This is a genomic window from Polaribacter sp. NJDZ03 (assembly GCF_019263805.1).
In the GTDB taxonomy this organism is placed as follows: Bacteria; Bacteroidota; Bacteroidia; order Flavobacteriales; family Flavobacteriaceae; genus Polaribacter.
This window is the reverse complement of record NZ_CP079195.1, coordinates 4,009,480-4,035,541: the sequence shown is the minus strand read 5'-3', so window position 1 is coordinate 4,035,541 and position 26,062 is coordinate 4,009,480. Positions and strand designations below refer to the sequence as shown.

Annotated in this window: 23 protein-coding genes and 1 pseudogene; 17 read left to right on the top strand and 7 right to left on the bottom strand. The window is 29.6% G+C overall.

Annotated elements, in window-relative coordinates; all coding sequences use genetic code 11:
* Positions 1-2: 2 nt before the first annotated feature.
* The 4 genes from KV700_RS16965 (at position 3) to gldG (ending at position 3,471) form a co-directional block, all read left to right on the top strand.
* Positions 3-299, top strand: coding sequence for a putative quinol monooxygenase (locus tag KV700_RS16965; RefSeq protein WP_166383095.1), 297 nt, complete (start codon positions 3-5; stop codon positions 297-299).
* A gap of 27 nt (positions 300-326) precedes the next feature.
* Positions 327-854: a GNAT family N-acetyltransferase gene (locus KV700_RS16960; protein WP_218598611.1), complete on the top strand. Its 528-nt coding sequence runs from the start codon at positions 327-329 to the stop codon at positions 852-854.
* A 261-nt stretch (positions 855-1,115) separates the two neighbouring features.
* Positions 1,116-1,832 carry a gliding motility-associated ABC transporter permease subunit GldF gene (gene gldF / locus KV700_RS16955; RefSeq protein ID WP_218598610.1) on the top strand — a complete coding sequence of 239 codons (717 nt, stop codon included), beginning with the start codon at positions 1,116-1,118 and terminating at the stop codon, positions 1,830-1,832.
* Positions 1,825-3,471, top strand: coding sequence for a gliding motility-associated ABC transporter substrate-binding protein GldG (gene gldG, locus KV700_RS16950; RefSeq protein WP_218598609.1), 1,647 nt, complete (start codon positions 1,825-1,827; stop codon positions 3,469-3,471). The genes gldF and gldG overlap by 8 nt, the downstream gene beginning before the upstream one ends.
* 413 nt (positions 3,472-3,884) lie before the next feature.
* On the opposite strand, the gene KV700_RS16945 is transcribed toward gldG, so the two are convergent.
* On the bottom strand, positions 3,885-4,646 hold the full coding sequence (locus tag KV700_RS16945; RefSeq protein ID WP_218598608.1) for a dTDP-glucose 4,6-dehydratase: 762 nt from the start codon (positions 4,644-4,646) through the stop codon (positions 3,885-3,887).
* Positions 4,647-4,772: 126 nt separating this feature from the next.
* Here KV700_RS16945 and KV700_RS16940 point away from each other — a divergent pair, with 126 nt between their 5' ends.
* The 3 genes and pseudogenes from KV700_RS16940 to KV700_RS16930 all read left to right on the top strand — a co-directional run bounded on the left by KV700_RS16940 (position 4,773) and on the right by KV700_RS16930 (position 7,837).
* Positions 4,773-5,621 (top strand): DUF2911 domain-containing protein, encoded by an 849-nt coding sequence (locus KV700_RS16940; RefSeq protein ID WP_166383084.1) that lies wholly within the window; start codon positions 4,773-4,775, stop codon positions 5,619-5,621.
* 119 nt (positions 5,622-5,740) lie between these two features.
* On the top strand, positions 5,741-7,012 hold the full coding sequence (locus KV700_RS16935) for a chloride channel protein (RefSeq protein WP_218598607.1): 1,272 nt from the start codon (positions 5,741-5,743) through the stop codon (positions 7,010-7,012).
* 201 nt (positions 7,013-7,213) lie between these two features.
* Positions 7,214-7,837: pseudogene (locus KV700_RS16930) on the top strand (HPP family protein).
* 11 nt (positions 7,838-7,848) lie between these two features.
* Here the strand turns inward: KV700_RS16930 and KV700_RS16925 are convergent.
* Positions 7,849-8,253: a DUF2721 domain-containing protein gene (locus KV700_RS16925; protein ID WP_166383078.1), complete on the bottom strand. Its 405-nt coding sequence runs from the start codon at positions 8,251-8,253 to the stop codon at positions 7,849-7,851.
* Between the two features lie 106 nt (positions 8,254-8,359).
* Here KV700_RS16925 and trmD point away from each other — a divergent pair, with 106 nt between their 5' ends.
* From trmD to KV700_RS16885, 8 genes are all read left to right on the top strand, one after another.
* Positions 8,360-9,043: a tRNA (guanosine(37)-N1)-methyltransferase TrmD gene (trmD, locus tag KV700_RS16920; protein WP_166383076.1), complete on the top strand. Its 684-nt coding sequence runs from the start codon at positions 8,360-8,362 to the stop codon at positions 9,041-9,043.
* Positions 9,044-9,273: 230 nt separating this feature from the next.
* A complete protein-coding gene (gene rplS / locus KV700_RS16915) occupies positions 9,274-9,627 on the top strand; it encodes a 50S ribosomal protein L19 (RefSeq protein WP_068450019.1) in 354 nt (117 codons plus the stop codon).
* A gap of 719 nt (positions 9,628-10,346) precedes the next feature.
* Positions 10,347-12,572 carry an NADP-dependent isocitrate dehydrogenase gene (locus KV700_RS16910; RefSeq protein WP_218598606.1) on the top strand — a complete coding sequence of 742 codons (2,226 nt, stop codon included), beginning with the start codon at positions 10,347-10,349 and terminating at the stop codon, positions 12,570-12,572.
* 146 nt (positions 12,573-12,718) lie between these two features.
* Positions 12,719-15,097 carry a TonB-dependent receptor gene (locus tag KV700_RS16905; RefSeq protein WP_218598605.1) on the top strand — a complete coding sequence of 793 codons (2,379 nt, stop codon included), beginning with the start codon at positions 12,719-12,721 and terminating at the stop codon, positions 15,095-15,097.
* Positions 15,098-15,130: 33 nt separating this feature from the next.
* On the top strand, positions 15,131-15,961 hold the full coding sequence (locus tag KV700_RS16900; RefSeq protein WP_218598604.1) for a DUF4249 family protein: 831 nt from the start codon (positions 15,131-15,133) through the stop codon (positions 15,959-15,961).
* Positions 15,962-16,170: 209 nt separating this feature from the next.
* Positions 16,171-16,989 (top strand): N-acetylmuramic acid 6-phosphate etherase, encoded by an 819-nt coding sequence (gene murQ, locus KV700_RS16895; RefSeq protein WP_218598603.1) that lies wholly within the window; start codon positions 16,171-16,173, stop codon positions 16,987-16,989.
* Positions 16,979-17,221, top strand: coding sequence for a DUF6095 family protein (locus KV700_RS16890; protein WP_166383066.1), 243 nt, complete (start codon positions 16,979-16,981; stop codon positions 17,219-17,221). Before murQ ends, KV700_RS16890 begins: the two co-directional genes overlap by 11 nt.
* The gene (locus KV700_RS16885) at positions 17,221-18,234 is read left to right on the top strand and encodes a DUF6695 family protein (protein ID WP_166383064.1); all 1,014 of its coding nucleotides are present in this window, start codon (positions 17,221-17,223) and stop codon (positions 18,232-18,234) included. Before KV700_RS16890 ends, KV700_RS16885 begins: the two co-directional genes overlap by 1 nt.
* On the opposite strand, the gene KV700_RS16880 is transcribed toward KV700_RS16885, so the two are convergent.
* Entirely contained in the window at positions 18,231-18,728 is a 498-nt protein-coding gene (locus KV700_RS16880) for a DinB family protein (RefSeq protein ID WP_166383062.1), read from the bottom strand. The genes KV700_RS16885 and KV700_RS16880 overlap by 4 nt on opposite strands.
* Before the next feature lie 247 nt (positions 18,729-18,975).
* Here KV700_RS16880 and KV700_RS16875 point away from each other — a divergent pair, with 247 nt between their 5' ends.
* A complete protein-coding gene (locus tag KV700_RS16875; protein ID WP_218598602.1) occupies positions 18,976-19,902 on the top strand; it encodes a hypothetical protein in 927 nt (308 codons plus the stop codon).
* 207 nt (positions 19,903-20,109) lie between these two features.
* Here KV700_RS16875 and KV700_RS16870 read toward each other — a convergent pair whose 3' ends face one another.
* From KV700_RS16870 to KV700_RS16860, 3 genes are all read right to left on the bottom strand, one after another.
* Positions 20,110-20,778: a response regulator gene (locus KV700_RS16870; RefSeq protein ID WP_218598601.1), complete on the bottom strand. Its 669-nt coding sequence runs from the start codon at positions 20,776-20,778 to the stop codon at positions 20,110-20,112.
* A 2-nt stretch (positions 20,779-20,780) separates the two neighbouring features.
* Complete coding sequence (locus tag KV700_RS16865; protein WP_218598600.1) at positions 20,781-22,670, bottom strand: sensor histidine kinase; 1,890 nt, start codon at positions 22,668-22,670, stop codon at positions 20,781-20,783.
* 61 nt (positions 22,671-22,731) lie between these two features.
* The gene (locus KV700_RS16860; RefSeq protein WP_218598599.1) at positions 22,732-22,905 is read right to left on the bottom strand and encodes a hypothetical protein; all 174 of its coding nucleotides are present in this window, start codon (positions 22,903-22,905) and stop codon (positions 22,732-22,734) included.
* A 370-nt stretch (positions 22,906-23,275) separates the two neighbouring features.
* On the opposite strand from KV700_RS16860, the gene KV700_RS16855 reads away from it, so the two are divergent.
* A complete protein-coding gene (locus KV700_RS16855; protein ID WP_166383054.1) occupies positions 23,276-24,022 on the top strand; it encodes a hypothetical protein in 747 nt (248 codons plus the stop codon).
* A gap of 267 nt (positions 24,023-24,289) precedes the next feature.
* On the opposite strand, the gene ettA is transcribed toward KV700_RS16855, so the two are convergent.
* Positions 24,290-25,981 (bottom strand): energy-dependent translational throttle protein EttA, encoded by a 1,692-nt coding sequence (ettA, locus tag KV700_RS16850; RefSeq protein ID WP_218598598.1) that lies wholly within the window; start codon positions 25,979-25,981, stop codon positions 24,290-24,292.
* Positions 25,982-26,062: the final 81 nt, after the last annotated feature.

Sequence of the window (26,062 nt, the reverse complement as noted above, 5' to 3'; positions counted from 1 at the left end):
ACATGTTTGTTAGAATTGTAAAATTAAGTTTTCATACCAAACACATCGAAGAGTTTTTATTAATGTTTGAAGAAAAAAAAGCATTCATTAGAGCTTCTAAAGGTTGTAACTTATTAGAATTATATCAAGACAAAACAAACCCAGAAATCTTTTTCACCTACTCTTATTGGGAACAAGAAGAAGATTTAGAAAATTACAGAAACTCAGCTCTTTTTAAAGATGTTTGGGCAAAAACAAAGGTGTTTTTTAACGACAAACCACTTGCATGGAGCGTTGATAAAAAAGTGAGCTTACAATAAAAAAATTAAGACAAATATAAATAAATAATGGATTTCGATTTTACTACTTTTCCTGTTTTAGAAACAGACAGATTAACATTAAGAGCAATAAACTTAGAAGATGCTAAAGCAGTTTTTGGTTTAAGAGCAAACAAAGAAGTTAACAAATATATACAACGTGAGTCTCTTAAAAATCTTTCTGAAGCTAGAGCTTTTATAGACCAAGCCACTAATTTAGTAGCAGACAACAAAGGGGTTTTTTGGGTTATTGAATCTAAAAATAGTGCAGAATTATTAGGTACAATTGGTTTACGTAATTTTGATGTTGCAGAAAATTATGCAGAAATTGGATACGAAATTCACCCAGACTACCAAGAAAGAGGTTATATGACGGAGGCTTTTGAAGAAGTATTAGAATATGCTTTTGAAAAAATGGAATTAAAAACCATAGAAGCTTTTACGCACAAAAATAATCTTGCTTCTATTACGTTATTACATAAACTAGATTTTGATTTGCAAGTAGACAGAACAGATGAAGGTTTTGAAGACAATAGAATTTATAAGTTAGAAAAATAGAAACTAGAGATCAAAATAAAGAGTCTTCGACAAGCTCAGACTGACATCAGAAATATTAATTGGTTCTTGAAATTAATTTAGTAACATCTTAAAAACTAAGAACAATTAAAAAAGCAATGTCACACTGAACTTGTCGAGGTGCTTTTGATAAATAAAACTAGTCTGCTACAAGCTTAGACTGATATTATATAGATTCATTGTCATTTCGAATTAACAAAATTAGAAATAAAAAGAACCAAGTAAACGCATAAACATTTTACATTGATAGCGATCTTAAAGAAGGAATTCAACTCATTTTTTGCAAGCCCAATTGCCTATTTAGTTATTGGTGTTTTCTTATTGTTAAACGGTTTGTTTCTGTGGGTTTTTAAAGGCGATTTTAATATTTTAAACGCAGGTTTTGCAGATTTAACTTCGTTTTTCTTCTTAGCTCCCTGGGTATTTTTATTTTTGATTCCGGCAATTACCATGAAAAGTTTTGCTGATGAATTTAACAACGGAACCATAGAACTCTTAAAAACAAAACCAATTTCCGACTGGCAAATTGTACTTGGTAAATTCTCGGCTTCCCTCCTATTAGTTATTGTTGCTTTAATACCTACACTAACTTACATTTACACCATTTATCAATTAGGAAACCCTGCCGGAAACATAGATTTTGGTAGTACAATTGGTTCTTATCTTGGCTTATTATTCTTAGCCTCAACCTATACTGCTATTGGTTTATTTACATCTACACTTTCTAAAAACCAAATAGTAGCCTTTATTTTAGGTGTTTTTATCACCTTCTTTTTATTTTATGGGTTTGATGTAATTTCCGATTCTATCGGTAATAATTTAACCCTTAAAAAAATGGGATTAAACGAACATTTTAAAAGTATTTCTAGAGGTGTAATTGACACACGAGATATTGTATACTTTTTAAGTGTAACTGTATTCTTTTTATTCAGCACTAAAACACGTTTAGATAATGAATAAAAATATAAAAAATAGCATCCTTATAATTGTTGGATTGATTCTCTTAAATGTCATCAACCAATCAATTTACAAACGTTTCGATTTAACAGCAGATAATCGTTACACACTTTCCGAAACCACAAAAAACATACTTTCTAAAGTAGACAGTCCTTTATTTGTTACCGTTTATTTAGAAGGAGATTTCCCATCAGAATTTAAAAGACTGCAAGCAGAAACAAGACAGTATTTAGAAGAGTTAGCAACAACTAATTCTAACATAAAAATCAATTTTGAAAACCCAGATAATCAACGAGAGGAGCTGATTAAAAGAGGTATGTTACCTAGCCAGTTAACCGTTGAGGAAGATGGTAAATTATCTGAAGCTATTATTTTTCCGTTTGCAGAAGTAGCACACGGTAAAAAATCTACCGTTGTTTCTTTATTGCCAAATGCCATTGTAGCATCGCAAGACGAACAACTACAAAAAGCCATTGAAAACTTGGAATATAGCTTTTCTAATGCGATTAATTCTGTTACCCAAAATAAACAAAAAAGTGTGGCTGTAATTACTGGAAACGGAGAGTTACAAGATATTTATCAATATAGTTTTTTAAGTGAAGTTGCTAAGAAATATAAATTAGCAAAATTTACATTAGACTCTGTAGAAATCAATCCGCAGCAAACTCTTAAAGATTTAACGTCTTTAGATTTGGCAATTATTGCAAAACCAACTGAAAAATTTACTGAAAAAGAAAAACTGACTTTAGATCAATTTATCGCCAATGGCGGAAAAACATTGTGGATGCTAGACAATGTGCAAGCAGATCAAGATAGTTTGTTCAATTCTGGAAAGATGTTAGCGTATCCAAGAGATTTAAACTTAACAGATCTATTATTTTCTTACGGAATAAGAATTAACACCACTCTGATTAAAGACTTATTTGCTGCTCAAATCCCTTTAGCAACTGGTAAAGTTGGGAATCAAACGCAGTTTAAAAATTTAGATTGGTTTTTCCATCCTTTGGTTGGTGGAAATCCAAATCATCCAATTACAAAAAATGTTTCTCCTGTTAGATTGCAATTTGCAAACCAGATAGATACGTTAAAAAACAACATTAAAAAAACACCTTTATTATTAAGTTCTACTTTAACGAAAAGAATTGGAACACCTAGTTTTATTGAGCTTCAATCTATTGCTGATGAAGTAATTGAAGATGAATACAGAGGCGGAAATCAGTTAGTTGCAGTTTTACTAGAAGGTAATTTTAAATCGGCTTATAAAGACAGGGTAAAACCATTTGAAACTCCGCTTTTTAAAGAGCATGCAACCAAAAATAAAATGGTTGTAATTTCTGATGGTGATATTGGAAAAAATCAGATTTTAAAAAAGCAACCGTTTGATTTAAATAGAGATAAATGGACGAATCAACAGTTTGGTAATAAAGATTTTCTTTTAAATACTGTCGATTATTTATTAGATGATGCAGGTTTAATTCTGCTTAGAAACAAGACTTTACAGATTAGAACATTAGACAAACAAAAAGCGTTTAAAGAACGTACTTTCTGGCAGTTTTTAAATGTTGTTCTCCCATTGATCCTTTTATTTACCTTCGGGTTTGTATTTAATTATTTGAGAAAGAGGAAGTATAGTAGGTTGTAACACGGAGATTCACAGAGAGAAAACGCAGAGATTCGCTGAGTTTTTTCTACAAATTAGCGCTACTTATTTTTACTTATTGAATCACTATTTTTATCTAGGGTTCTGTCATTTCGAAATGAGCGTTTTTTAGTCTTTCGACTTCACTCAAGATAAACTAAAAGAGAAACCTCGTAAAGTTGTTCTGTTTTGCCTTATCACTCATATGAGACTTCTCATTACTTCGAAGTGACAATTTGAACTCACACTTAGCTGATCTAAAAAGTTTTCAATATCGTCTATCAAAAAAAACACTCACCTCCACAAACGCACTGTCATTTCGAACGAAGAATGAGGAGAAATCTCACAACAATTAGCTAATTAAAAAGACTTCTCAATTGTAAAGAAAAGCTTATTTCAAAATGACACTAAACTCTCTAAATATCTAACAAGTCATCATGAATAAAAGTATACCCTAAAACTTCTTGTACTTTTTTAGAGCTGATAATTTTCCATTCATAGACTTCATTATCTTCAAATTCTGGCATTTCAAAATCGTTGCTTAATTTTGCTATGGTATAAAACTCTCTTCTTGTTGGATGATGATTAGAGCAGGCATTAAAAGTTTCATTCCAACAATCTTGTGCTATTATTTCCTGAATAATTTCTATACAATCGTCTTTATGAATCATATTCACAAATCCTTTTGGCTGCGGAATTTTTCGTCCATTTTTAAACCAATTGTAAGGTTGTCTAACATCACCAAATAAACCAGCAAAACGAATTATTGTGGTTTCAAAAAAAGTGTTTTCTCTAAATAAATTTTCAATTTCAGTTAAAGGCGTATTTAAAACGGCATCTTCTTCTGTCATTACTTTATTCAATTGTCCGTAGACAGAAGTAGAACTGATAAAAATTACTTTCTGAACTTCAGAATTTTCAATTTGAGAAATTAAGTTTTCAAAACCATCCACATCTTTAGAAGTTATGGCAATGATTAAAATATCTGTATGTAAGAAATCATCAAACTCTTCAAATTCAGAAATATTAACAATATAAGGTTCTATACTATTCATTTCTAAAAGTTCTAGCTTCTCTTCACTCGTAGTAGAACCTTTTACAAAACAGCCTTCATCTAACAATGAAATCGCTAAAGATTTTCCTAACCAACCACAACCTAAAACACTAACATTTCTCATAAAAAAAGACTTTTTAATTCTACAAACTTAACAAAGATACAATCCTTTTTAAGGTTTTGTTAACAATTCTATTATTTTGAAGTTGTAATTTCGACTATCAATAAAATCACTAAATAACCATTAATTATGAGTAGAATTATTTTATCATTATTTGTCGCAATTTTTACATTATCTGTAAATGCACAAATTAAAACACCAGCACCAAGTACAGCTCAAAAAATTGAACAACAAGTAGGTTTAACAGACGTAACTATAGAATACTCTAGACCAGGAGTAAAAGGAAGAACTATTTTTGGAGATTTAGTACCATTCAATGAAGTTTGGAGAACTGGGGCAAATGAAAATACTAAAATTACATTTTCTACAGATGTTACAATAGATGGTAACGAATTAAAGAAAGGAACCTATGCCGTATACACAAAACCAGGAAAAGAATCTTGGGATGTATATTTTTATGCAGATGCTACAAATTGGGGGAATCCAGAAAATTGGGATGAAGCTAAAGTAGCTGCACATGCAAAAGCAACTCCACAAACAATGCCAATGGTAATTGAGACTTTTACAATTAGTTTTGATGACATCACAAATAATTCTGCTGTTTTAGGAGTTATGTGGGAAAATACCTACGTAGGTTTTAAAGTTGAAACACCAACAGACACTATGGTTTCTAAACAAATTACAGCTATTATGAACGGTCCTGCTGCTGATGATTATTATGCAGCTGCATCTTACTACTTAGAATCAGATAAAGACATTAAAAAAGCGCAAACTTGGATTGATAAATCGGTAGAAATGATGTCTGATTCACCTAAATTTTGGGTATTAAGAAGACAAGCATTAATTCATGCAAAAGCAGGAGATAAAAAAGGAGCTATTAAAGCTGCGAAAGAATCTTTGAGACTTGCGGAAAAAGCAGGTAATGCAGGTTATGTTAAAATGAACACAGCATCTTTAAAAGAATGGGGAGCAATGTAAATTATTTTCCCTTTTAATATAATTTAAAATCTCAAGCTTTCACTTGAGATTTTTTTGTTTCTATACTATTTTCATCTAATTTCGCCACCTATTTTTATATTTACAAATCGATAAGAAAAATGAAAATTAAAAGAAAAAGAAAATTAATTTCATATTCTAACCTACTAGACCAACCCATAAAATTTAATCCATTTGTTTTTAATCGCACCTTTTTACTTTGGGCGCTCGTAGGATTGATTGGTGGTATAATTGCAGGTACTTATTGGATTGTTTTAGAATTTTTAATTCATAAAATCGCTTTTTTTGAAGGCTTCTTAGTAATCCCTACAATGGCTATTTGTGGTTTATTAGCTGGATTAATTATCCATTATATTGGAGATCCTGGAGAGATAGATTTAATTGTAAATAACATCCGTTTTAATAAAGGAAAATTAACTCCAAAAAACAACCCATCAATGGTACTTTCTTCACTACTTTGTGTTGCCTCTGGAGGAAGCCTTGGTCCGGAAGCCCCTTTAGTACAAGTTACAGGTTCTACTGGTACATGGTTAGGAAAAATTTTTAGATTAAAAGGAGAAGAATTACGCTCTCTAAGTATTGCTGGTATGGCTTCTGGTTTTACTGCTTTGTTTGGAGCTCCTTTAGGAGGAAGTTTATTTTCTTTAGAAATATTACATCACAAACATGCGGTAGAATATTACAAAGCTATAATGCCTGCTTTGGTTGCAAGTTGTTTTAGTTATATTGTTTTTTCTTTAATTATCCATTTAGGCTTAGGTGCTACTTGGACTTTACCTACGTATCAATACTCTGGAACCTTTGATTTTGGTATTGCCGTTTTATTAGCAATAGCAGCAACAATTGTGGGTTGGATATTTATCTATTGTACAAAATTTTTAAAATCTGTTTTTAAAAAAATAAAAACAGCTATTTATATTAAAACCTTAATTGGCGGTATAGTACTTGGTATCATTTCTTATTATTTCCCTTTAACAAGATATTTTGGACATGAGGAGATTAACTCTCTATTAAACCGTGATTTCTCTATTACCTCTTTATTTTTAATACTCATTTTTAAAATTATTGCTATTTCTGTAACCGTAACGTCTGGTTGGCGAGGTGGTTTTATAATACCATTATTCTTTGTAGGCACAACACTTGGTTTAATAATTCATCATTTTTTTCCGTCTATAAGTGTTTCCTTAGCAATTATTTGTTGCATGGCAGGAATAAATGCTTGTGTTACAAGAACACCAATGAGTACTACTATATTACTAGCTACATTAACTGGTTTCTCTTATTTTATACCCATTCTATTTGCTAGTTTAACAGGTTATTTTTTAGCACCAAGAACTGCATTTATTGGTTCTCAAATGGACAAAAAAGCATAGTATTTAAAGATTAGGAATAAACAGACTAGAACGTTTTATTTTATTCAATAAACAAACGTGTTATCTATAAATTGACAATTAAAATCTATTTAAACATCATTCTTTTTAGTTATTCGTAAATATTTAAACCTACTTTATTATCTACTCTTTTTGATATAACTTTGTAGGCTGTTTATCTACAAAACTGTAAAGAAAAAATAGATGGTACAAAAAAAATTAAAAAGAACGTATAGGGTTACTAAATATATAATCTACAAAGAAACTTTAATAGATTATAAAGAAAAATTTTGGTCTTTTCTTGGTGCTTTTATCGGTATCTGATTAATTGCTTTTATACAATCTCAATCATTCAGCAAAGTAGAAAACATCTTTTTAATTGGTTCTTTTGGTGCCTCAAGCGTTTTAATTTATGGGGCAATACAAAGTCCTTATTCACAACCTAGAAATCTTATCGGTGGACATCTATTATCCGCCTTTGTTGGTATTAGCGTTTTAAAATTTTGTCCTGATATTATTTGGATCTCGGCTCCTTTAGCTGTTTCAACTTCCATTATACTAATGCAGTACACAAAAACATTGCATCCTCCAGGAGGAGCAACTGCCTTAATACCAATTATAGGAACAGAAAAAATCACTTCTTTAGGCTATTTTTATATTTTATCTCCTGTTCTAACAGGCGTTTTAATATTGTTTGTAACCGCTATTATTTTTAATAATATGACTAAAAATAGAAGCTATCCAACAAACAGAAAGTCTACCAGAATATTTAAAACGAAAAAAAGATTAGCAAAAATACTCTCTAATTTTACTGTGAAAGTAAAATAATTTCATCTTTATTATTTTTCTAAATGCTCTTCAATATCTTCAATATGATGTTGCAGTGCTTGTATAGAAATCTGTAATTCCTTTATCAATAATCCAAGAGAAATAATTAATAAAATTAACGCAAATCCGAATACCCAAGCTGCCACTATATTTAAACCTATATAAATTAAAAACATGGTTACCACGCAAAATAACAAACTAGAAATTCCGAATATTTGCATCCATCTTGTTAAGTTTAAACGCAACTTTAAGTTCTTAATTTGCCTTAATAAGGAAGTGTCTTTCTTTTCTAAATAAATATCATGTAAATTTCTTATCACCGCTGCATAGGCCAAAAACCGATTTGTATATGCTAGCATGATTAAAGATATTGCCGAAAATAAAAGCGCTGGTGTTGTTAAAGTTAGTTCTTCCATATAACTAACAAATTTAAGAAATAATGAACATCTAATAAAAAATCAAGCACTATTTTATTACTAAAACAGGTATTTAAAAATCCAACAAAAATAGTACATTTGCGGCATGCGTATAGATATTATTTCAGTAGCCCCAAATTTATTAGAGAGTCCGTTTAATCACTCAATTATTAAACGAGCTAAAGACAAAGGTTTGGCAGAAATTATAATTCACGATTTACGTGAATATGGTTTGGGAAATTACAAACAAATAGACGACACCCAATTTGGTGGTGGTGCTGGTATGGTTATGATGATTGAGCCGATTGCAAGTTGTATTAAAAAGTTGCAAGCAGAAAGATTGTACGATGAAGTTATATATATGACTCCAGATGCAAAAACATTAAATCAATCTACCGCAAACACACTTTCTTTAAAAGAGAATATACTTATATTAACAGGTCATTATAAAGGTGTAGATCAAAGAATTCGTGATAAATACATAACCAAAGAAATTTCTATTGGAGATTATGTTTTAACAGGAGGAGAATTAGCCGCTGCGGTACTAGTAGATGCTGTTGTTCGTTTAATTCCGGGTGTTATTGGAGATGAGCAATCTGCACTTACAGACTCTTTTCAAGACAATTTATTATCGCCACCAGTATATACAAGACCTTCGGAATTTGAAGGAATGAAAGTTCCTGACATTCTATTGTCTGGAAACTTCCCTAAGATTGATGACTGGAGAAGTGACCAAGCCTATAAAAGAACAGAAGAAATAAGACCAGATTTACTTGATGAAACTTCTTAAAGAAGTATTATCAAAAGAATGTTTAGCCATAAAAAGTACAATCTTTTATTAAAATTAATAATGGAACGTCTATAATTTTTTAGCTTTACTATTGAGCTAATTATCAGGTTAAAAAATAATTAGTTTTTATTTTATCAACAAAAAATAATGACTACTTTTGCAACCGCTAAATTAACCTCTGACGAAAAAATCGTGAACGTTGTTTTACAAAACCAATTAAATTAAAAGATATGGAATCTTTAGTAAAATTTGTACAAGACGAATTTGTAGCAAGAAAAGAATTTGCAGAATTTGCAGCAGGTGATACAATCACTGTTTATTACGAAATTAAAGAGGGAGAAAAAGTACGTACTCAGTTTTTTAGAGGTGTAGTTATTCAAAGAAAAGGAGTTGCAGCTTCAGAAACATTTACTATCAGAAAAATGTCTGGTACTATAGGTGTAGAAAGAATTTTTCCTGTAAACTTACCTTCTATTCAAAAAATTGAAGTTAATAAAAGAGGTAAAGTACGTAGAGCTCGTATTTTCTACTTTAGAGGTCTTACTGGTAAAAAAGCTAGAATTACTGAAAAAAGAAGAAAATAATCTCTTTTTACTTAGATTTAAAAAAAGCGTTGTGAGAAATCACAACGCTTTTTTAGTACACAATTATTAACAACTACAGTTAACAGATTGTTAACAACAAAAATGTTAAAAAAGAAATATATCTATAAACAAATCGTATATTTATGATATAATTTACAAGTTAACTACTAAATAACCTGTAAATAGATAAAGTAACGTTCTTTATATAATATTGTTAATCATAAAAACTAAACTGAAACTTCTATTTATTTGAAAGAATAAAAAGAAAATTAGATTTATTCATTGTGTAAATAGTTCTTAAGTCTAAAAAGATTTATTTTTAATGATTACAATTGAAACATTAATAAAAATTTTAAAAAAGTAGAATGCTTGATTAAAATTAAGGATGTTTCAAAAACTGAAATAGCAATAAGTAATCTCTTTATTAAAGAGGTATAAAAGGTAACTTTTATTTGATATTCTAGTAATACAAACAGTACTTAAACACTATTTCGAAGAAGCCATATCATTACAAGAAATTGTATGATATGGCTTTTATTTTGTTTTTAACTCACATTCTTAGCAATACACTTAATTTATTATTAAAAACACACCAAATCAACATAATTAATGATAATTAATCAACAAGAGTATCATTATTAATTCATAAATTTGTTCCACTTTTTTTTACGAAATGCATTTCGTTAAAAACAAAATAACATATAAAAATATATCTCAAAATGAGTAAAATAGCTAAAATTGTTTACACTAAAACTGATGAAGCTCCTGCTTTAGCAACACGATCTTTCTTACCTATCGTAAAAGCTTTCACAAAATCTTCTAATATAGAAATTGAAGTAAAAGATATCTCTTTATCTTCAAGGATACTTGCTAATTTCTCAGATTATTTAAAACCAGAACAACAAGTAGAAGATGCTTTAGCTTTTTTAGGTGATTTTGCAAAAAATCCAGAAGCTAACATTATTAAATTACCAAATATTAGTGCTTCTGTACCTCAATTAAAAGAAGCAATATCTGAGTTACAAGAAAAAGGTTTTGCTCTTCCAAATTATCCCGATGAAGTTAAAACAGACGAAGATAAAGCTGTTTTAGCATTGTATAATAAAGTAAAAGGTTCTGCTGTAAACCCCGTTTTACGTGAAGGAAACTCAGACAGAAGAGCTCCTAAAGCAATTAAAAATTACGCTCGTAAAAACCCACATTCTATGGGTGCATGGTCTTCAGACTCTAAAACGCATGTTGCAACAATGACAGAAGGTGATTTTGCAAATAATGAGAAATCTGTAACTGTAAAAAATGCAACTTCAGTAAATATTATTCATACCTCAGAAAAAGGAACTAAAACTATTTTAAAAGAGAATTTAGCCCTTTTAGATGGTGAGATTATTGATGCTACTATAATGAGTAAAAAAGCATTAATATCTTTCTTAGAAGAGCAGTATGAAGATTCTTTAGACAAAAACGTATTGTTTTCTTTACACATGAAAGCAACGATGATGAAAGTAAGTGACCCAATAATTTTTGGTCATGCAGTTCGTGTATTTTTTGCAGATTTATTTAAAAAGCATGGAAAAACTTTTAAGAAAATTGGTGCAGATGTAAACAACGGTTTAGGAAACCTTCTTTCTAAATTAAGTGAGTTACCTAAAGAAAAACGTGACGAAATTAGACAAGAAATAAGATATGCTATAGATCATGGTCCGGAATTAGCAATGGTAAATTCTGATAAAGGAATTACAAACTTACATGTACCTTCTGATGTTATTATAGATGCTTCTATGCCAGCTATGATTAGAACTTCTGGTCGTATGTGGAATGCTGATGGAAAATTACAAGATACGAAAGCAATTATACCAGATAGTGCTTATGCAGGTATTTACTCTGCAACCATAGATTTCTGTAAAAAACATGGTGCTTTCGATCCTACAACTATGGGGACTGTTCCTAACGTTGGTTTAATGGCTCAAAAAGCAGAAGAATATGGTTCTCATGATAAAACTTTTGAAATTGCTGCTGCAGGTAAAGTCTCTGTAATTGATGCTTCTGGAAAGAAACTTTTAGAGCACAAAGTTGAAGAAGGTGATATCTGGAGAATGTGTCAAGCAAAAGATTTACCAATTCAAGATTGGATTAAATTAGCAGTAACAAGAGCAAGAGCTTCAGAAACTCCTGCTGTTTTTTGGTTAGACAAAAACAGAGCTCATGATGCAGAAATTATTAAAAAAGTAAAAAAATATTTACCAGAACATAACACTGAAGGTTTAGATATTAGAATTTTATCACCAATAAAAGCAACTGAATTTACTTGCGAAAGACTTATAAAAGGAGAAGATACTATTTCTGTTTCTGGTAACGTTTTACGTGATTATTTAACAGATTTATTTCCAATTTTAGAAGTTGGTACTTCTGCTAAAATGTTATCTATTGTTCCGTTAATGAATGGTGGTGGATTGTTTGAAACTGGTGCTGGTGGTTCTGCTCCAAAACATGTACAGCAATTTGTTGAAGAAAACCACTTGCGTTGGGATTCTTTAGGTGAATTTTTAGCTTTAGCAGTTTCTCTAGAACATTTAGGAACAGCAAATAATAATTCTAAAGCATTAATTTTAGCTGAAACGTTAGATGAAGCTACAGATAAGTTCTTAGAAAACGATAAATCTCCTTCAAGAAAAGTTGGTGAAATAGACAATAGAGGAAGTCATTTTTACTTAGCTTCTTATTGGGCAGAAGGTTTAGCTGCACAAGATAAAGATGCTGAATTAAAAGCTACTTTTTCTAAAGTTGCTGTAGAGTTAAAGAATAACGAATCTAAAATTGTTGCTGAATTAAACGAGATTCAAGGAGACTCGGTTGAAATGGGCGGTTATTATTTACCAAACGAAAATTTAGCGGATGCTGCAATGAGACCTAATGCTACCTTAAATATTATTTTAAACGCTATTTAGACTTCTAAATACAATATTTTTAATAAAAGCCGATGTTTATACATCGGCTTTTATTGTTTATAAATCCTATATAAAAAAAATAGAATTCACTTTATATTAAATTTTAGAACCGTATTTTTATTTTACAAATTAAATCATTAAACAAAATGTTTCGTTTTAAAAAAGCACTTTTACTACTACTCTTATTTAGTTTTACGGCTTTTAGCCAAGAAAAGCATACTGTTAGTGGTACTATTTATGATAATAGTAATAATGAAACTTTAATTGGTGTTTCTATATATTTCCCAGAATTAAACTCGGGTACTACTACCAATCAATATGGATTTTATTCCATTACACTCCCAGAAGGTACATACAAAATACAGGTTAGTTACTTAGGGTATTCTACAATTATTGAAACCATTAATCTAAAAGATAAAGAGATTAAAAATTTCAATTTAAAAGAAGAATCAGAAAGTTTAGATGAAATTATCATAGAAGGAAATGTAGAAAACTTAAATGTTAAAACTCCACAAATGAGTGTTAACAGACTTACATCTGCAACGATTAAACAAATACCTGTAGTCTTAGGAGAAGCAGATATTATAAAATCTTTAATCTTACTACCCGGAGTAACAAGCGCCGGAGAAGGCGCATCTGGTTTTAACGTAAGAGGTGGTGCTGCAGATCAAAATTTAATTTTATTAGACGAAGCAATTGTTTTTAATTCATCACATTTATTTGGTTTCTTCTCCGTTTTTAATCCAGATGTAATAAAGGATGTAAAATTATATAAAGGAGGAATTCCTGCAAATTACGGAGGTAGGTTGTCTTCTGTTTTAGATATTTATCAGAAAGAAGGAAACAGTAAAGAATTTAAAGTTACTGGAGGAATTGGCTTGGTATCCTCTAGATTATTAATTGAAGGACCAATCAAAAAAGAAAAAATTTCTTTTTTAGTGGGTGGTAGATCATCTTATGCACATTTGTTCTTACCGTTATTTGATATGGATAACAAAGCATATTTTTATGATTTAAATACCAAAATAAATTATAGAATTGATGACAGAAACAGTGTGTTCTTTTCTGGTTATTTTGGAAAAGACGCTTTTGAAATTAGTGATAATTTTGTAAATACTTATGGAAATAAAGTTGCCAATTTACGTTGGAATCATCTTTTTTCTGATAAACTATTCTCTAACCTATCAGTTATTTATTCTGATTACTTTTACGGATTAACTCTAGATTTTGTTGGTTTTGAATGGGATTCTGGTATAACAAACTACAACCTAAAATATGATTTTAACCATTACATCAATAATAAATTTAAATTGAGTTATGGTATAAACAACATCTACAACAAATTTAATCCTGGAGAAATTGTACCAAACAGAGAGGATTCTGGAATTCTACCTGAAAAATTAATTGATAAATATGCCAACGAATTTGCAGTCTATTTAGATGCAGAACATAAAGTAAGTGAAAAGCTAAGGTTGCAATACGGACTTCGTTTTAGTAATTTTACAAGACTAGGCCAAGATGAACTAAATGTTTACGCAAATAATGAAGCTGTACTTTATAATAGTGAGTTTAAAAAATATGAATCTGCAGATGCTACAGACACAGAATCATATAAAAGAAGTGATGTTATTAGCAGTTTTAATAACTTTGAGCCAAGAATTTCTATGTCATATATTTTAGATGACAATACATCTATAAAAGGAAGTTATAACAGAATGGCACAGTATTTACATTTATTATCTAACACCTCTTCCCCTACTCCGTTAGATGTTTGGGCACCTAGTGGAAAATATATAAAACCACAACTTTTAGATCAATATGCTGTTGGGTATTTTAAAACTTTAAAAAAAGGTGATTATTCTATAGAAACAGAAGTTTTTTATAAAGACATTCAGAATAGAATAGATTACATAAACGGCGCTAACTTGGTTGCCAATAATGAAATTGAAACGGTAATTTTAAACGGAAAAGCAAGAGCTTATGGCTTAGAGTTTTTGCTTAAAAAAAACGCAGGAAAATTTAAAGGTTGGTTTTCTTATACCTTATCTAAATCTGAACAATTAACACCTGGTAGAACAGCTGCAGAACCTGGTATTAATAACGGAGAATGGTACAATACTGCTTATGACAAAACACACGATTTTTCTATTAATGGAAGTTACGACTTTAATAAAAAATGGAAGTTTAATGCAAACTTTGTTTTTCAGACAGGGCAACCTACAAATTACCCTGTTGGACAATATGAATACCAAGGTTTAAATGTGCCAATTTACAATGATAATAGAAGAAATGCAGATAGGTTACCGGCCTATCACAGACTAGATATTTCTGCAACCTTAACTCCAGAAAAGAATGCGAATAGAAAATGGCAAGGAGAATGGGTTTTTGGAGTTTATAATCTGTACGGACGCCAAAATGCAGCATCTATTAATTTTACTCAGAATAGTGAAACTTATAGAAATGAAGCAATACAAACTTCTATTTTTGGCTTAGTGCCTTCTGTTACTTATAATTTTAAATTCTAAACCTCTTAGAAAGGTTTAAGTACTATTACTCTTATGAAAAATGTAAAAATTATTATCGTTTTATGTATCATCCTTTTTGCAAGTTGCGAGAAAGTTGTAGATATTGATGTACCCTCTATAGAACCAAAATTAATTATTGATGCTTCTTTTGAAGTACTTTTTAGTGAAAGTCCTGTTGTTGCAAATACGAATGTAAAGCTTAGTTTATCTGCAGATTATTTTGATGATGAAATTCCGACTGTTACAAATGCAATTGTTACTTTAACCAACTTATCAACTAACACCATAATTCCTTTTGTAGACACAAATGCTAATGGAAGTTTTAGTCCAATAAATTCTTTTATTCCTGAGGATGATACCGAATATGAATTAACTGTAATCTACAATAATGAAACCTACAAAGGAAAAGCTACCAAAATAAAATCTACCGTTATAGATAACATTACACAAGGTGATGAAACTTTTTTTTCTGAGGATCAAATTGAGTTGAAAATTTTATTTTCGGATAATGAAAATGAAGAAAATTACTACATTTTTAAGGTTAATAAAAATAATTTTGTAAATATAGACGATACCTATTTTAATGGTTCTAATTATAATTTCTCTTATTTCTATGAAGATGAAAAGATGGAATTACCTAAAGAAATTGACATTAAATTGTATGGAGTCTCTAAAGATTACTACACTTATTTTGCCATTTTATCTAGTCAGAGTGGAGAAAGTGGTGGTGGTCCTTTTCAATCTATTCCTTCATCATTATTAGGTAATATTGTTAACACTACAAACGAAGATAATTTTCCATTAGGCTATTTTCATATTGCAGAAACAGATACATACACCATAGGCTTGGTAGAAAAAAAGTAACTGTCTAGTACTGTTATTGGCGCTGCGTTAGGGATTGAAACGGCATCCTTTTTTATATTTAGCGAGTTAGCTTCTTGTTACTAAACAATGTACTAATATTACTTATGCAGTTACTTACATAAATAAAATTATAAAAAAGATATAGTGTAAAGCCCGTTAAAACGCCCAAAAACATTTAAGATTCGTATGGAATTCTGTATTTTTGACCAATGAATTTTATAAAAACAACAGAGCAAGATTCTAACTACAATCATCTAGAAAAGATGTCTGTAACAGAACTATTAAGCAATATAAATAACGAAGATAAAACGGTACCTTTAGCCGTAGAAAAGGCTTTACCAGAGATTGAAAATTTAACGACACAGATTGTAACTAAATTACAAAACGGTGGAAGGATTTTCTATTTAGGGGCAGGTACATCGGGCAGATTGGGTGTTTTAGATGCCTCTGAATGTCCGCCTACTTTTGGTGTTTCGCCAGAAATGGTTGTTGGTATTATTGCTGGTGGAGATACTGCTATTAGAAATGCTGTAGAATTTGCAGAAGATTCTAAAAACCAAGGTTGGTTAGATTTACAGGCGCACCATATTTCTAGTAAAGATGTGGTTGTTGGTATTGCTGCTTCTGGCACCACACCTTATGTGATTTCTGCTTTGGAAGCATGTAATAAAAACAATATTGTTACGGGGTGTATTGCTTGTAATAAAAATAGTCCTTTAGGCAACGTTGCTCAATTTCCTATAGAAGTGGTTGTGGGACCCGAATTTGTAACCGGAAGCTCTAGGATGAAAGCAGGAACTGCTCAGAAATTAGTGCTAAATATGCTTTCTACAGCAACCATGATTTTATTAGGTAAAATTAAGGGCAATAAAATGGTAGACATGCAACTTTCTAACAAAAAATTGGTAGAAAGAGGTGAAAAAATGTTAGTTTTAGAACTAAATATAGACCAAACCGAGGCAAGTGCGTTACTTACTAAATATGGTAATGTTAGAAACGTCCTTAAAAACTATAAAAATGAGTACTAATTATAACTTATTGGGTAAGGGTTTAAGAAATTTAAGTATTTTACTTATTCTTTTTATAGCTTCACCTGTATCACTTACAATGGGTTTTAAAGCTTTAAAAAAGTTTAACAATACACCTCAAGCATACCTCTCTTACCTTATTCTATTTGCTGCTGTAATTATAATTATATTTACCTTGTACTTTGCTTTTAAAACTTTTAACATTCTACTAAAAGCTATTTTTAATAATTAATGAGTACAGACAAGACTAACGGAATTATAGTAATTCTCTCTTACCCAGACACTGTTGTAAGGCCTGCTTATTGGGAGCCTTCTAGTAAAATATGGCCCCTAATTGGTATTGGTAGTAAGCACGCTGTGCAAGCTGGTCATGCGGCATTATTGTTGATAAAAAAAGACGAAACTGAAATTAATTATTTCGATTTTGGCAGGTATATTACAAGTTACACTAATGGCCGTGTTAGATCTAAAGAAACAGATCCCGAGCTTTTGGTTTCTATAAATGCTGAATTTGAAAATGCAAAATTAACCAACTTAAAAGAAATTTTACTTTGGATTGAAAAGCACCCTGAAAAGACACATGGAGACGGAAGATTGGTTGCAAGTATGCATACTGAGATTGATTTTGAAAAAGCGAATAATTATATTTTTCAATTAATAAATGAAAAAGAAATTCCATACGGAGCTTTTATAAAAAATGGTACCAATTGTGCTCGTTTTGTAACAGATACAATTATTGCCTCTTCTTCAAATAAAAAAATTAGAAAGCTGTTAAAAAGATCTAATTTACTAACACCAAGCCCTATTGGAAATGTAATTAAGGGAAATACGGATAACCTTATTCATAGTATTTACAATCAAAAAATTGAAGATTATAAGAATAGATCTATTCTTAAAGAATACAATACTTCTTTTTTTAATAAATTTGATATTGAACCTAACTTAATTGGCACAGAGCATCCAAATAAAAAGGTTTTTGAATTAAAAAAAGGTACTTGGTTGGGCGGAATTGGAAGTGGTGCCTGGTTTAAGATTGAAGCACAAATTGATGCTGAAACCTATAGCATATCTAGATTTGATTCTGAAGGAACAAAAGATTTTTATGCTAATTTTAGCATTGATAAAAAATGTTTTAATTATTTAGAAGAGCATCAATTTATGTATCCTACCAATTGTAAAGAAGCTGTTATTATGCAAAACAATAAGTTGTATATTTTACAAATTAACGCCTTAAATAGGTTTTAACTTCTTTCTATAGTTACTTTTGGTGTTGTTGGATTAAAACCAAAATCTGCGTCTGGTAATTCTATTCCTAATTGATAAATAATATAACCAATACTAGCAAAATGATGAATTGCATGACTGTGTGCTTGCATTAATATAGCTGCTAGGGTATAATTTACCGACTTTACTCCCAAACCTAAATCATCCGTAACCAATACTGTATTTTCTAAATCTAGCGTATTAATTTCTTTTAATTTATAAATTGTTTCATTAAAATATTCAATACCTAATTGAGTATGTAATTCTAATAATTCGTTTCTGTTTCTTTTATTTAGGTAAATAGACTTTGTCTCTAATCCGTCTAAAATACAAGAAAATACGTCTAAAATATGACGCATATGGCAACCTATGCTAGAGTAATAAGGAGCTACCGAGTTGTCTGAATATTGTTCATTAGAAATTGTATTTAATAAAGAGATACCTCTCTGTAAGTTTTTCTCAATAGCTTCAATCATAAAAAATAATTTTCCTTTTTGTCGTTAATTTTTTCATGAATTTACGAGTTCTTATCTATATTTTCTAATAAAACACAAACATTAAGCTAATTAATTCATAATCAATAAATTAAATAGTAAGTAAAAAAGTATATCTAAGACCAGTAAATGCCTATTTCCTTTTTTGGCACGTTCTTTGAAATTATAATAATCAAATACGGAAGCTGAAAAGTATATTAGAGTAAGCAAAACCCTAAAACCATATATTATGAAAAAAGGTATACTTATATTCATAGGAATGTTCTTTCTTGTAGCAACTACTAAAGCAGAAAACAATAAAGAAATACCTAATAAAATTAGGTTTAATTACTCATACGAAAATACAGTAAATTTTATAGAACGCGATGTTGAATTCTTTATTTTTACCAACGGTGAATTTGATTTTAATACGCATTATACTTCTAATAGAAATAGAAAAGGTGTATACATAACTAGAGATTATAGAGGTAGAATTCAAAGAATAGGAAACTCTTTTATAAACTATGATCATTATGGAAATGTAACCAGAATTGGAAACGTTTTTATGAAGTACTATAGAGGACAATTAACCGATGTAGGAAATTTAAAAATTAGATATGATTATTGGGGAAACCCTGAATTTTACGGAAATGTAAAAGATAATTATTATCACCATAACGGTATAAGAGTCAACTTAAATATTGGAAATATATTTGATTATAATAATTCTTATTTTTCACACAGAGATTTTTCTAGACATTACTCTAAAATTAGAGAAGACCATAATTATTATTACTATAGAGCAAACCCAAATGCTAAAATTGGTAAAAAAAGTAAAATTTTAAGAAGAAGAAAACAAGCGCCAGCTACCAGAAGAAATAATACTACTTATAGAAAATCGGCTACAATAGATAGTAATAGAAGAACTGTAGTAGACAGAAGAAATAATGTAACAACAAGAAGACCTGCTACCTTAAATACAAAAAAAAGTAGTACCATTAACAGAAGAAGTAATAATACCTCCTCTAGAAGACCAACAACAGTAACTAGAGGAAAGACAACTTCTATTACAAGAAATGATAATAGTTCTAGTAGAAAACCAACTGTAGTTAAAAGAAAAACTAAAAAGCAGAAAGAAATTAAAAAGGATGAAAAGAGCAGAAAAAGAAGAAATTAAAATAACAGGTATTTATACATTATAGTAATAAAAATTATTTTTTGATTTTTTAGTATAATTACTTAAATAATATCTCAGTAAACCTACTACTGATTTGTTATAATATTAAAAAATAAAGGCCTCATTTTTTTAAAGAAATGAGGCTTTTATTTTTATCTATTTTATTTTTTAAAATTTACTGACTAGTACTTAAAATTGAATAGAAATCTAAATAAGTCCAAAATCTTTAGCAATAGCAACCAAATGCGCGGGGTTGTTAGCATTAAAATGTATTTTTAGAGTCTTTAATCTTTTTTCTATAGCACTAATACTAGAAGGAGATATCTCTTTTTCTTTTAATTTTTTACTAATTGCTTCTTGTAATAAACCTTTAGACAAACATTCCATAAGAAAAATATCTGTATCTGTTATCTCTATTGCCTTTTTGGGGTGAATTGCAGAGTTTAAATCCGGAGAAATATAAAATTCATCTGAAGTAGAAATAAAGTGAATTGCTTTTTTTAAATCTTTTAATCCATTTCTACTTTTCCAAACATACCCTTGAATTTTAAGTTTTTTGTATAAACTCTGAATTCTATATGATTTATCTTCTACAGAAAAAACAATGATTTTTAAATCAGAAAATTCTTTTCTAATTTTTTCTATGAGTTCATCACCAGATTTTAATTCTTGTGGAGTTCCGTCATTTTCAAAGGATAAATCAGAGATAATTAATTGATAAGGTTCTCCATTTAAAAAAGCTTTTTTAATTTTAAGAAAAGCTTCATCACAATAAGAAATATAATCTACTTCTTTTATGTTTAACCCTTCTAAGGCCATTTTAATTCCGCTATTAATAACATCAAAATCTTCTACAACTAAAACTTTTTTAAACATTCTTAATTTTTAAATTGAATTTTTACTTTTAAACCTTTGTTGGATTTATTTTCAAAGTTAATGGTTCCATTAATAGTTTTTATACGGGTTTCCATATTTTTAAGTCCATTTTTTAAAATAATAGTATCTTCCTTAAATCCTACTCCATTATCTACATAACTTATTTCTAAATTATTATTTATTTTCTTACAGGCTAAAACCACTAAACTTGCTTTGCTATGTTTTTTCATATTTACAAACAACTCATTAAAAACTCGATACAGAACAATCTGTTTGTCTTTATTTAAGTTATTTAAACCTAAAGAAGACATGTCTTTTAAAATAATTTTACAAGCATCAGAATTATAACTTGCCACTAAATTTCTAAAATAATTTTCAAAATTACCACCTGTTTCTATGGAGTCATTTTGGTGAGAAATTGCTCGTGTTTGTAAATAGATTTTATCTAAATCATTTATAATTTCTTCGGTTTTAATTTTAGGGTTTTGAACTTTTGTAAGCGTATTAAAAATATCATTCCCTAATTCGTCGTGTAACTTTTTTGCTATTCTTGTTTCTGTATTATAACTTTCTTCTAAAATTCGTTTTTTGTGTTGTACTTTTCTTCTATAAATTAAAAACAATAAACCAGAAATTAACACTACTCCTAAAATTAAAACATTCTTTTTCAGATTCTCCTCTCGCTCTGCAACTAATTTATTTTCTATAGCAAGGGTTTCAAATTTTAGTTTTTGCTTCTCCTCTTCTTCATAATTGTATTTAATTTTAGCAAACTTATATTGACGCTTAGTTTCTGCCGTTTGTAAACTATCTCTTAAGCGAATGCTCTCTTTATAATAATTAATAGCATTTTGGGGTGTTTGCAGATTTACAATTTTATCTAGTGCTTCTATTTGATCTTGTGGACTTTTTTCTTTTTTTGATATTTCATACATTTTATTCGCATAAAACAATGATCTACTCCTATTCTTCTCATTAAAAAATTCTGATAAATGACTGTAGCTTGCGATCAATCCAAAGTTATCTTTTTGTTCATTTCTTATTGATTCTGCTAATAATAATTCTTTTAAAACATGCCTATTTGAATTACTTAACCATTTTGTATGTGCTAAATTATCAATAATTCTAGCTTTAGTTCTTTGATTTGAAATAGTATCTTTTAATAAATCTTCTAGAATTGAAATTGATTTTGAATACTTCTTTTGCTCTTTAAAAACAAGAGCGATATTGTTTTTATAAATAATTTTTGAGCCTTTACTTTTAGAAATACCAATACTTTTATTATAGTAAGAAATCGCATCTTTATATAAAGACTGGTAGGTAGAATTTAAAGCCATACAATTAAATACTCTTGCTCTTAAATTTACCTCTTTATCATTTAAATACTTTAAAGCTTGTACGGCCGTAGAATCGCTAATAGAATAGCTACCAAAATCTGATTCTAAAATTGATAAATTAATTAAAACTTTACTTGTATAGATGCTGTCTTTAGTATTAGTAAAATGTTTTTTCGAATTAGAATAAAAATAATAGGCACTATCCTTTAAACTTATCCTATTAAAATAAGAACCTAATTTAAAAAAGATTTTTCCTTTTAAATTATCATCTTTTTCTACATTTGGTAAGTTTAACATTTTTTTTGAGAAGAAGATAGCACTGTCTATTTTATGCAACTTGCTATATAAATAGCTAATATTATTATAGATAAAATACGTATCTGCAATGTCTAAATTTATATCTTCAGAGATTCTTTTTGTAAAGCGAACTTTCTCTTTATAATCTAATTTTGAATAATCAGATGTTCTAAATAAGTCCTTAACATGAGACTTTTTTATTAAATTATTTTCAATTTCAACCTCTTTTTTACACGAAAAAAATGATAACAGTATCAAAAAGAGGAATGTAACTTTTACTTGGTTCATTCCTCTAAAATACTATTTATATTTAGAAATACTAATTCTGCTTTACAGGATCTTCTTCCTCTATAGGATCTTGCCCTCCTTCACCTCCAGTTGCAGAAACCTCTAATTTTACAGGTGCTATTTCTAAGTTTTCATCTAAATCTGTACAGGATGTAAAAACACTGTTTGTTAGTACTATTGCAAATACTAAAAATACTTTATTCATGTTACTTTCTTTTAAAAATTAAACAAAAGTGTTGCCCTCCGAATTTTAGAATTCAGCTTATTTGTTATTCACAACACATTAAAATTTAAAAGAGTCGCGCGCCTCTTTAACGGGAAGTTGTAGCATGAAATAGCTTTGTAATCTTGTTTTCCCAATCAAAAAAACATCACTATGTCATTCTAGTTTTTTAGTAATAATTTCCTTTCTTTTTTTTAGAAAACTATTCCTGCTGCAAATATCCGAAGTGAGTTAAAGTTAGCAGTAGTCAAATAATAGTCAGTTTTTAACCAATCTAAAATTGTCTATTTTTAGACAGTGTCAATCTTGTTCTGTCTAAATTGTCTACTTTTGGACAACCAAACAACTAAGGATGATTAAAGTACTTGTGACTGATTTTTTCAATGAAATTGAAAAAAAAGAACTTAAGAAGAATAAAAATGCACAGGCCACTTTTTGGGTAGAAGAACTACAAGATGTTAGTTCTAATGATAAAAATTATGTCAGTGTAAGAAAAGCTACACGATTATATAATAAGTATGTTGAAGAAAGAGAACAGGTAATTGTTAAAGAACCTAATAAATATCTTTTAGACTTTATGTCTCAATATTTGGGTTGGTCAGACTTTGAAGCATATCAATCTAAAAAAGAATCAACAAAAGAAATTATTGAAGAAAAAGTAAATTTTATTTCCAAGGTCTTTGAAAAGGAATTTGTGCTAAAAAAACACAAGAAAAAATTTATTGGAAGTTCTATTTTAATGCTTTTCCCTGCATTGTTTGTTCTTAATAGTTACAATACAAATAATTCTGAAACATGTATTCTGTGGAAAAAAACACATTTTGAAAAGAGTGATTGTACCCTGAAAAATACAATAGATAATTCTTTTTATAATATCAATATCGAAAATTTCAAGAAAATTGAAGTCACCAAAGAAACTCCTTTCTTTAAAAATGGAAAGCCATTAATTTGGTATGGAAAATCTGCTAAAAGAAAAATGGAGTATTTTACACAAAGAGGTGTTCATCCAGAAACATTAAAGGAGCTAGATCCAATTACAAAATATATTATCGACAAATATGTCGTTTGTGAAAAAAATGATGAAACTATTGCAAACTAGAAAGAGGTCATCTAAAAAGCAATAAACTTTGTCATGCTGAACTTGTTTCAGCATCTCAACACAATGATAAGCAAGCAATATGATAACCTGTAATAAATTCAGGTTGCAAAAAAGAGGTTGTCTAAAAAGCAATAAATCTTGTCATACTGAACTTGTTTCAGTATCTTAATTTACTGAATATCAAATTTCAAAAGAATCTGAAATAAATTCAGATTGACAAAAACTCACTTTATAGACAACCTCTTTGTAAAATATAATTTCGAAATATTATCGAATTAATTTTCTATATTTAATTCGTTTTGGCATTAAATCTCCACCTAAACGTTTCTTTTTGTTTTCTTCATATTCAGAGAAACCACCTTCAAAGAAATATACTTCACTATTCCCTTCAAAAGCTAAAATGTGTGTACAAACTCTATCTAAAAACCATCTATCGTGACTAATTACAACCGCACAACCTGCAAAGTTATCTAAACCTTCCTCTAATGCTCTTAGTGTATTTACATCTAAATCATTGGTAGGCTCATCTAATAATAAAACGTTTCCTTCTTCTTTTAACGTCATTGCTAAATGCAAACGGTTACGCTCTCCACCAGAAAGTGTATTTACTTTTTTGTTTTGCTCACTTCCAGAGAAATTAAAACGACTTAAATAAGCACGAGAATTTACTTGCTTGCCTCCCATCATTACTAAATCTTGTCCGTCAGAAAAGTTTTCCCAAATTGTTTTTTCTGGGTCAATATCTGAGTGTGCTTGATCTACATATGCAATTTTAGCAGTTTCACCTACATTAAAGCTTCCTGCATCTGGAGTTTCCTCTCCCATAATCATTTTAAAAATGGTAGTCTTACCAGCTCCATTGGGACCAATAATACCTACAATTCCTGCTTGCGGAAGATTAAATTCTAAATTGTCATATAATAATTTATCTCCAAATGCTTTAGAAACACCGGTTGCTTCTATAACATTTGTTCCTAAACGTGGTCCATTAGGAATGTAGATTTCTAATTTTTCGTCTGTTTGTTTCTGGTCTTGACTCATTAACTTGTCATAATTCTTCAAACGTGCTTTTTGCTTTGTTTGACGACCTTTGGCTCCTTGACGAACCCAATCTAATTCTCTTTCTAATGTTTTTTGATGTTTAGAAGCTGTTTTACTTTCTTGTGCCATTCTCTTAGATTTTTGATCTAACCAAGCAGCATAATTTCCTTTCCAAGGAATTCCTTCACCTCTATCTAATTCAAGAATCCAACCAGCAACATTATCTAAGAAATATCTATCGTGCGTTACAGCAATAACAGTTCCTTTATATTGTGCTAAATGGTGCTCTAACCAGTGTACAGATTCAGCATCCAAGTGATTGGTAGGCTCATCTAATAATAAAATTTCTGGTTCTTGTAATAATAATCTACACAAAGCAACACGTCTTTTTTCTCCACCAGAAAGTACCCCGATTTTCTTATCAGAATCTGGCGTTCTTAACGCATCCATTGCTATTTCTAATTTGGTATCTAACTCCCAAGCGTTTGCTGCATCAATTTTATCTTGCAAAACCGCTTGTTGTGCCATTAGTTTATCCATCTTATCTGCATCAGAATACACTTCTTCCAAACCAAACATGTCGTTTATTTTATTGTACTCTTCTAAAATTGCAACTGTTTCTGCAACTCCTTCTTTTACAACTTCTAAAACTGTTTTCTCTGGATCTAATTGTGGTTCTTGCTCTAAGTACCCAACTTTATAACCTGGTGCAAAAGTAACTTCACCTTGAAAATTCTTTTCTACACCTGCAATAATTTTTAATAAAGTTGATTTTCCTGATCCATTTAAACCAAGAATACCAATTTTTGCTCCATAATAGAAGCTTAAGTAAATATCTTTTAAAACTTGTTTCCCTGTTGATTTATAAGTTTTAGACAACTTATTCATCGAAAAGATTACTTTCTTATCGTCGCTCATTGTATTATATATTAAAAAATTGAAAATTAAAAAGTTCTAAGCATCTGCTTAAAACCTAAAACTATTACTGTAAACTAAGAC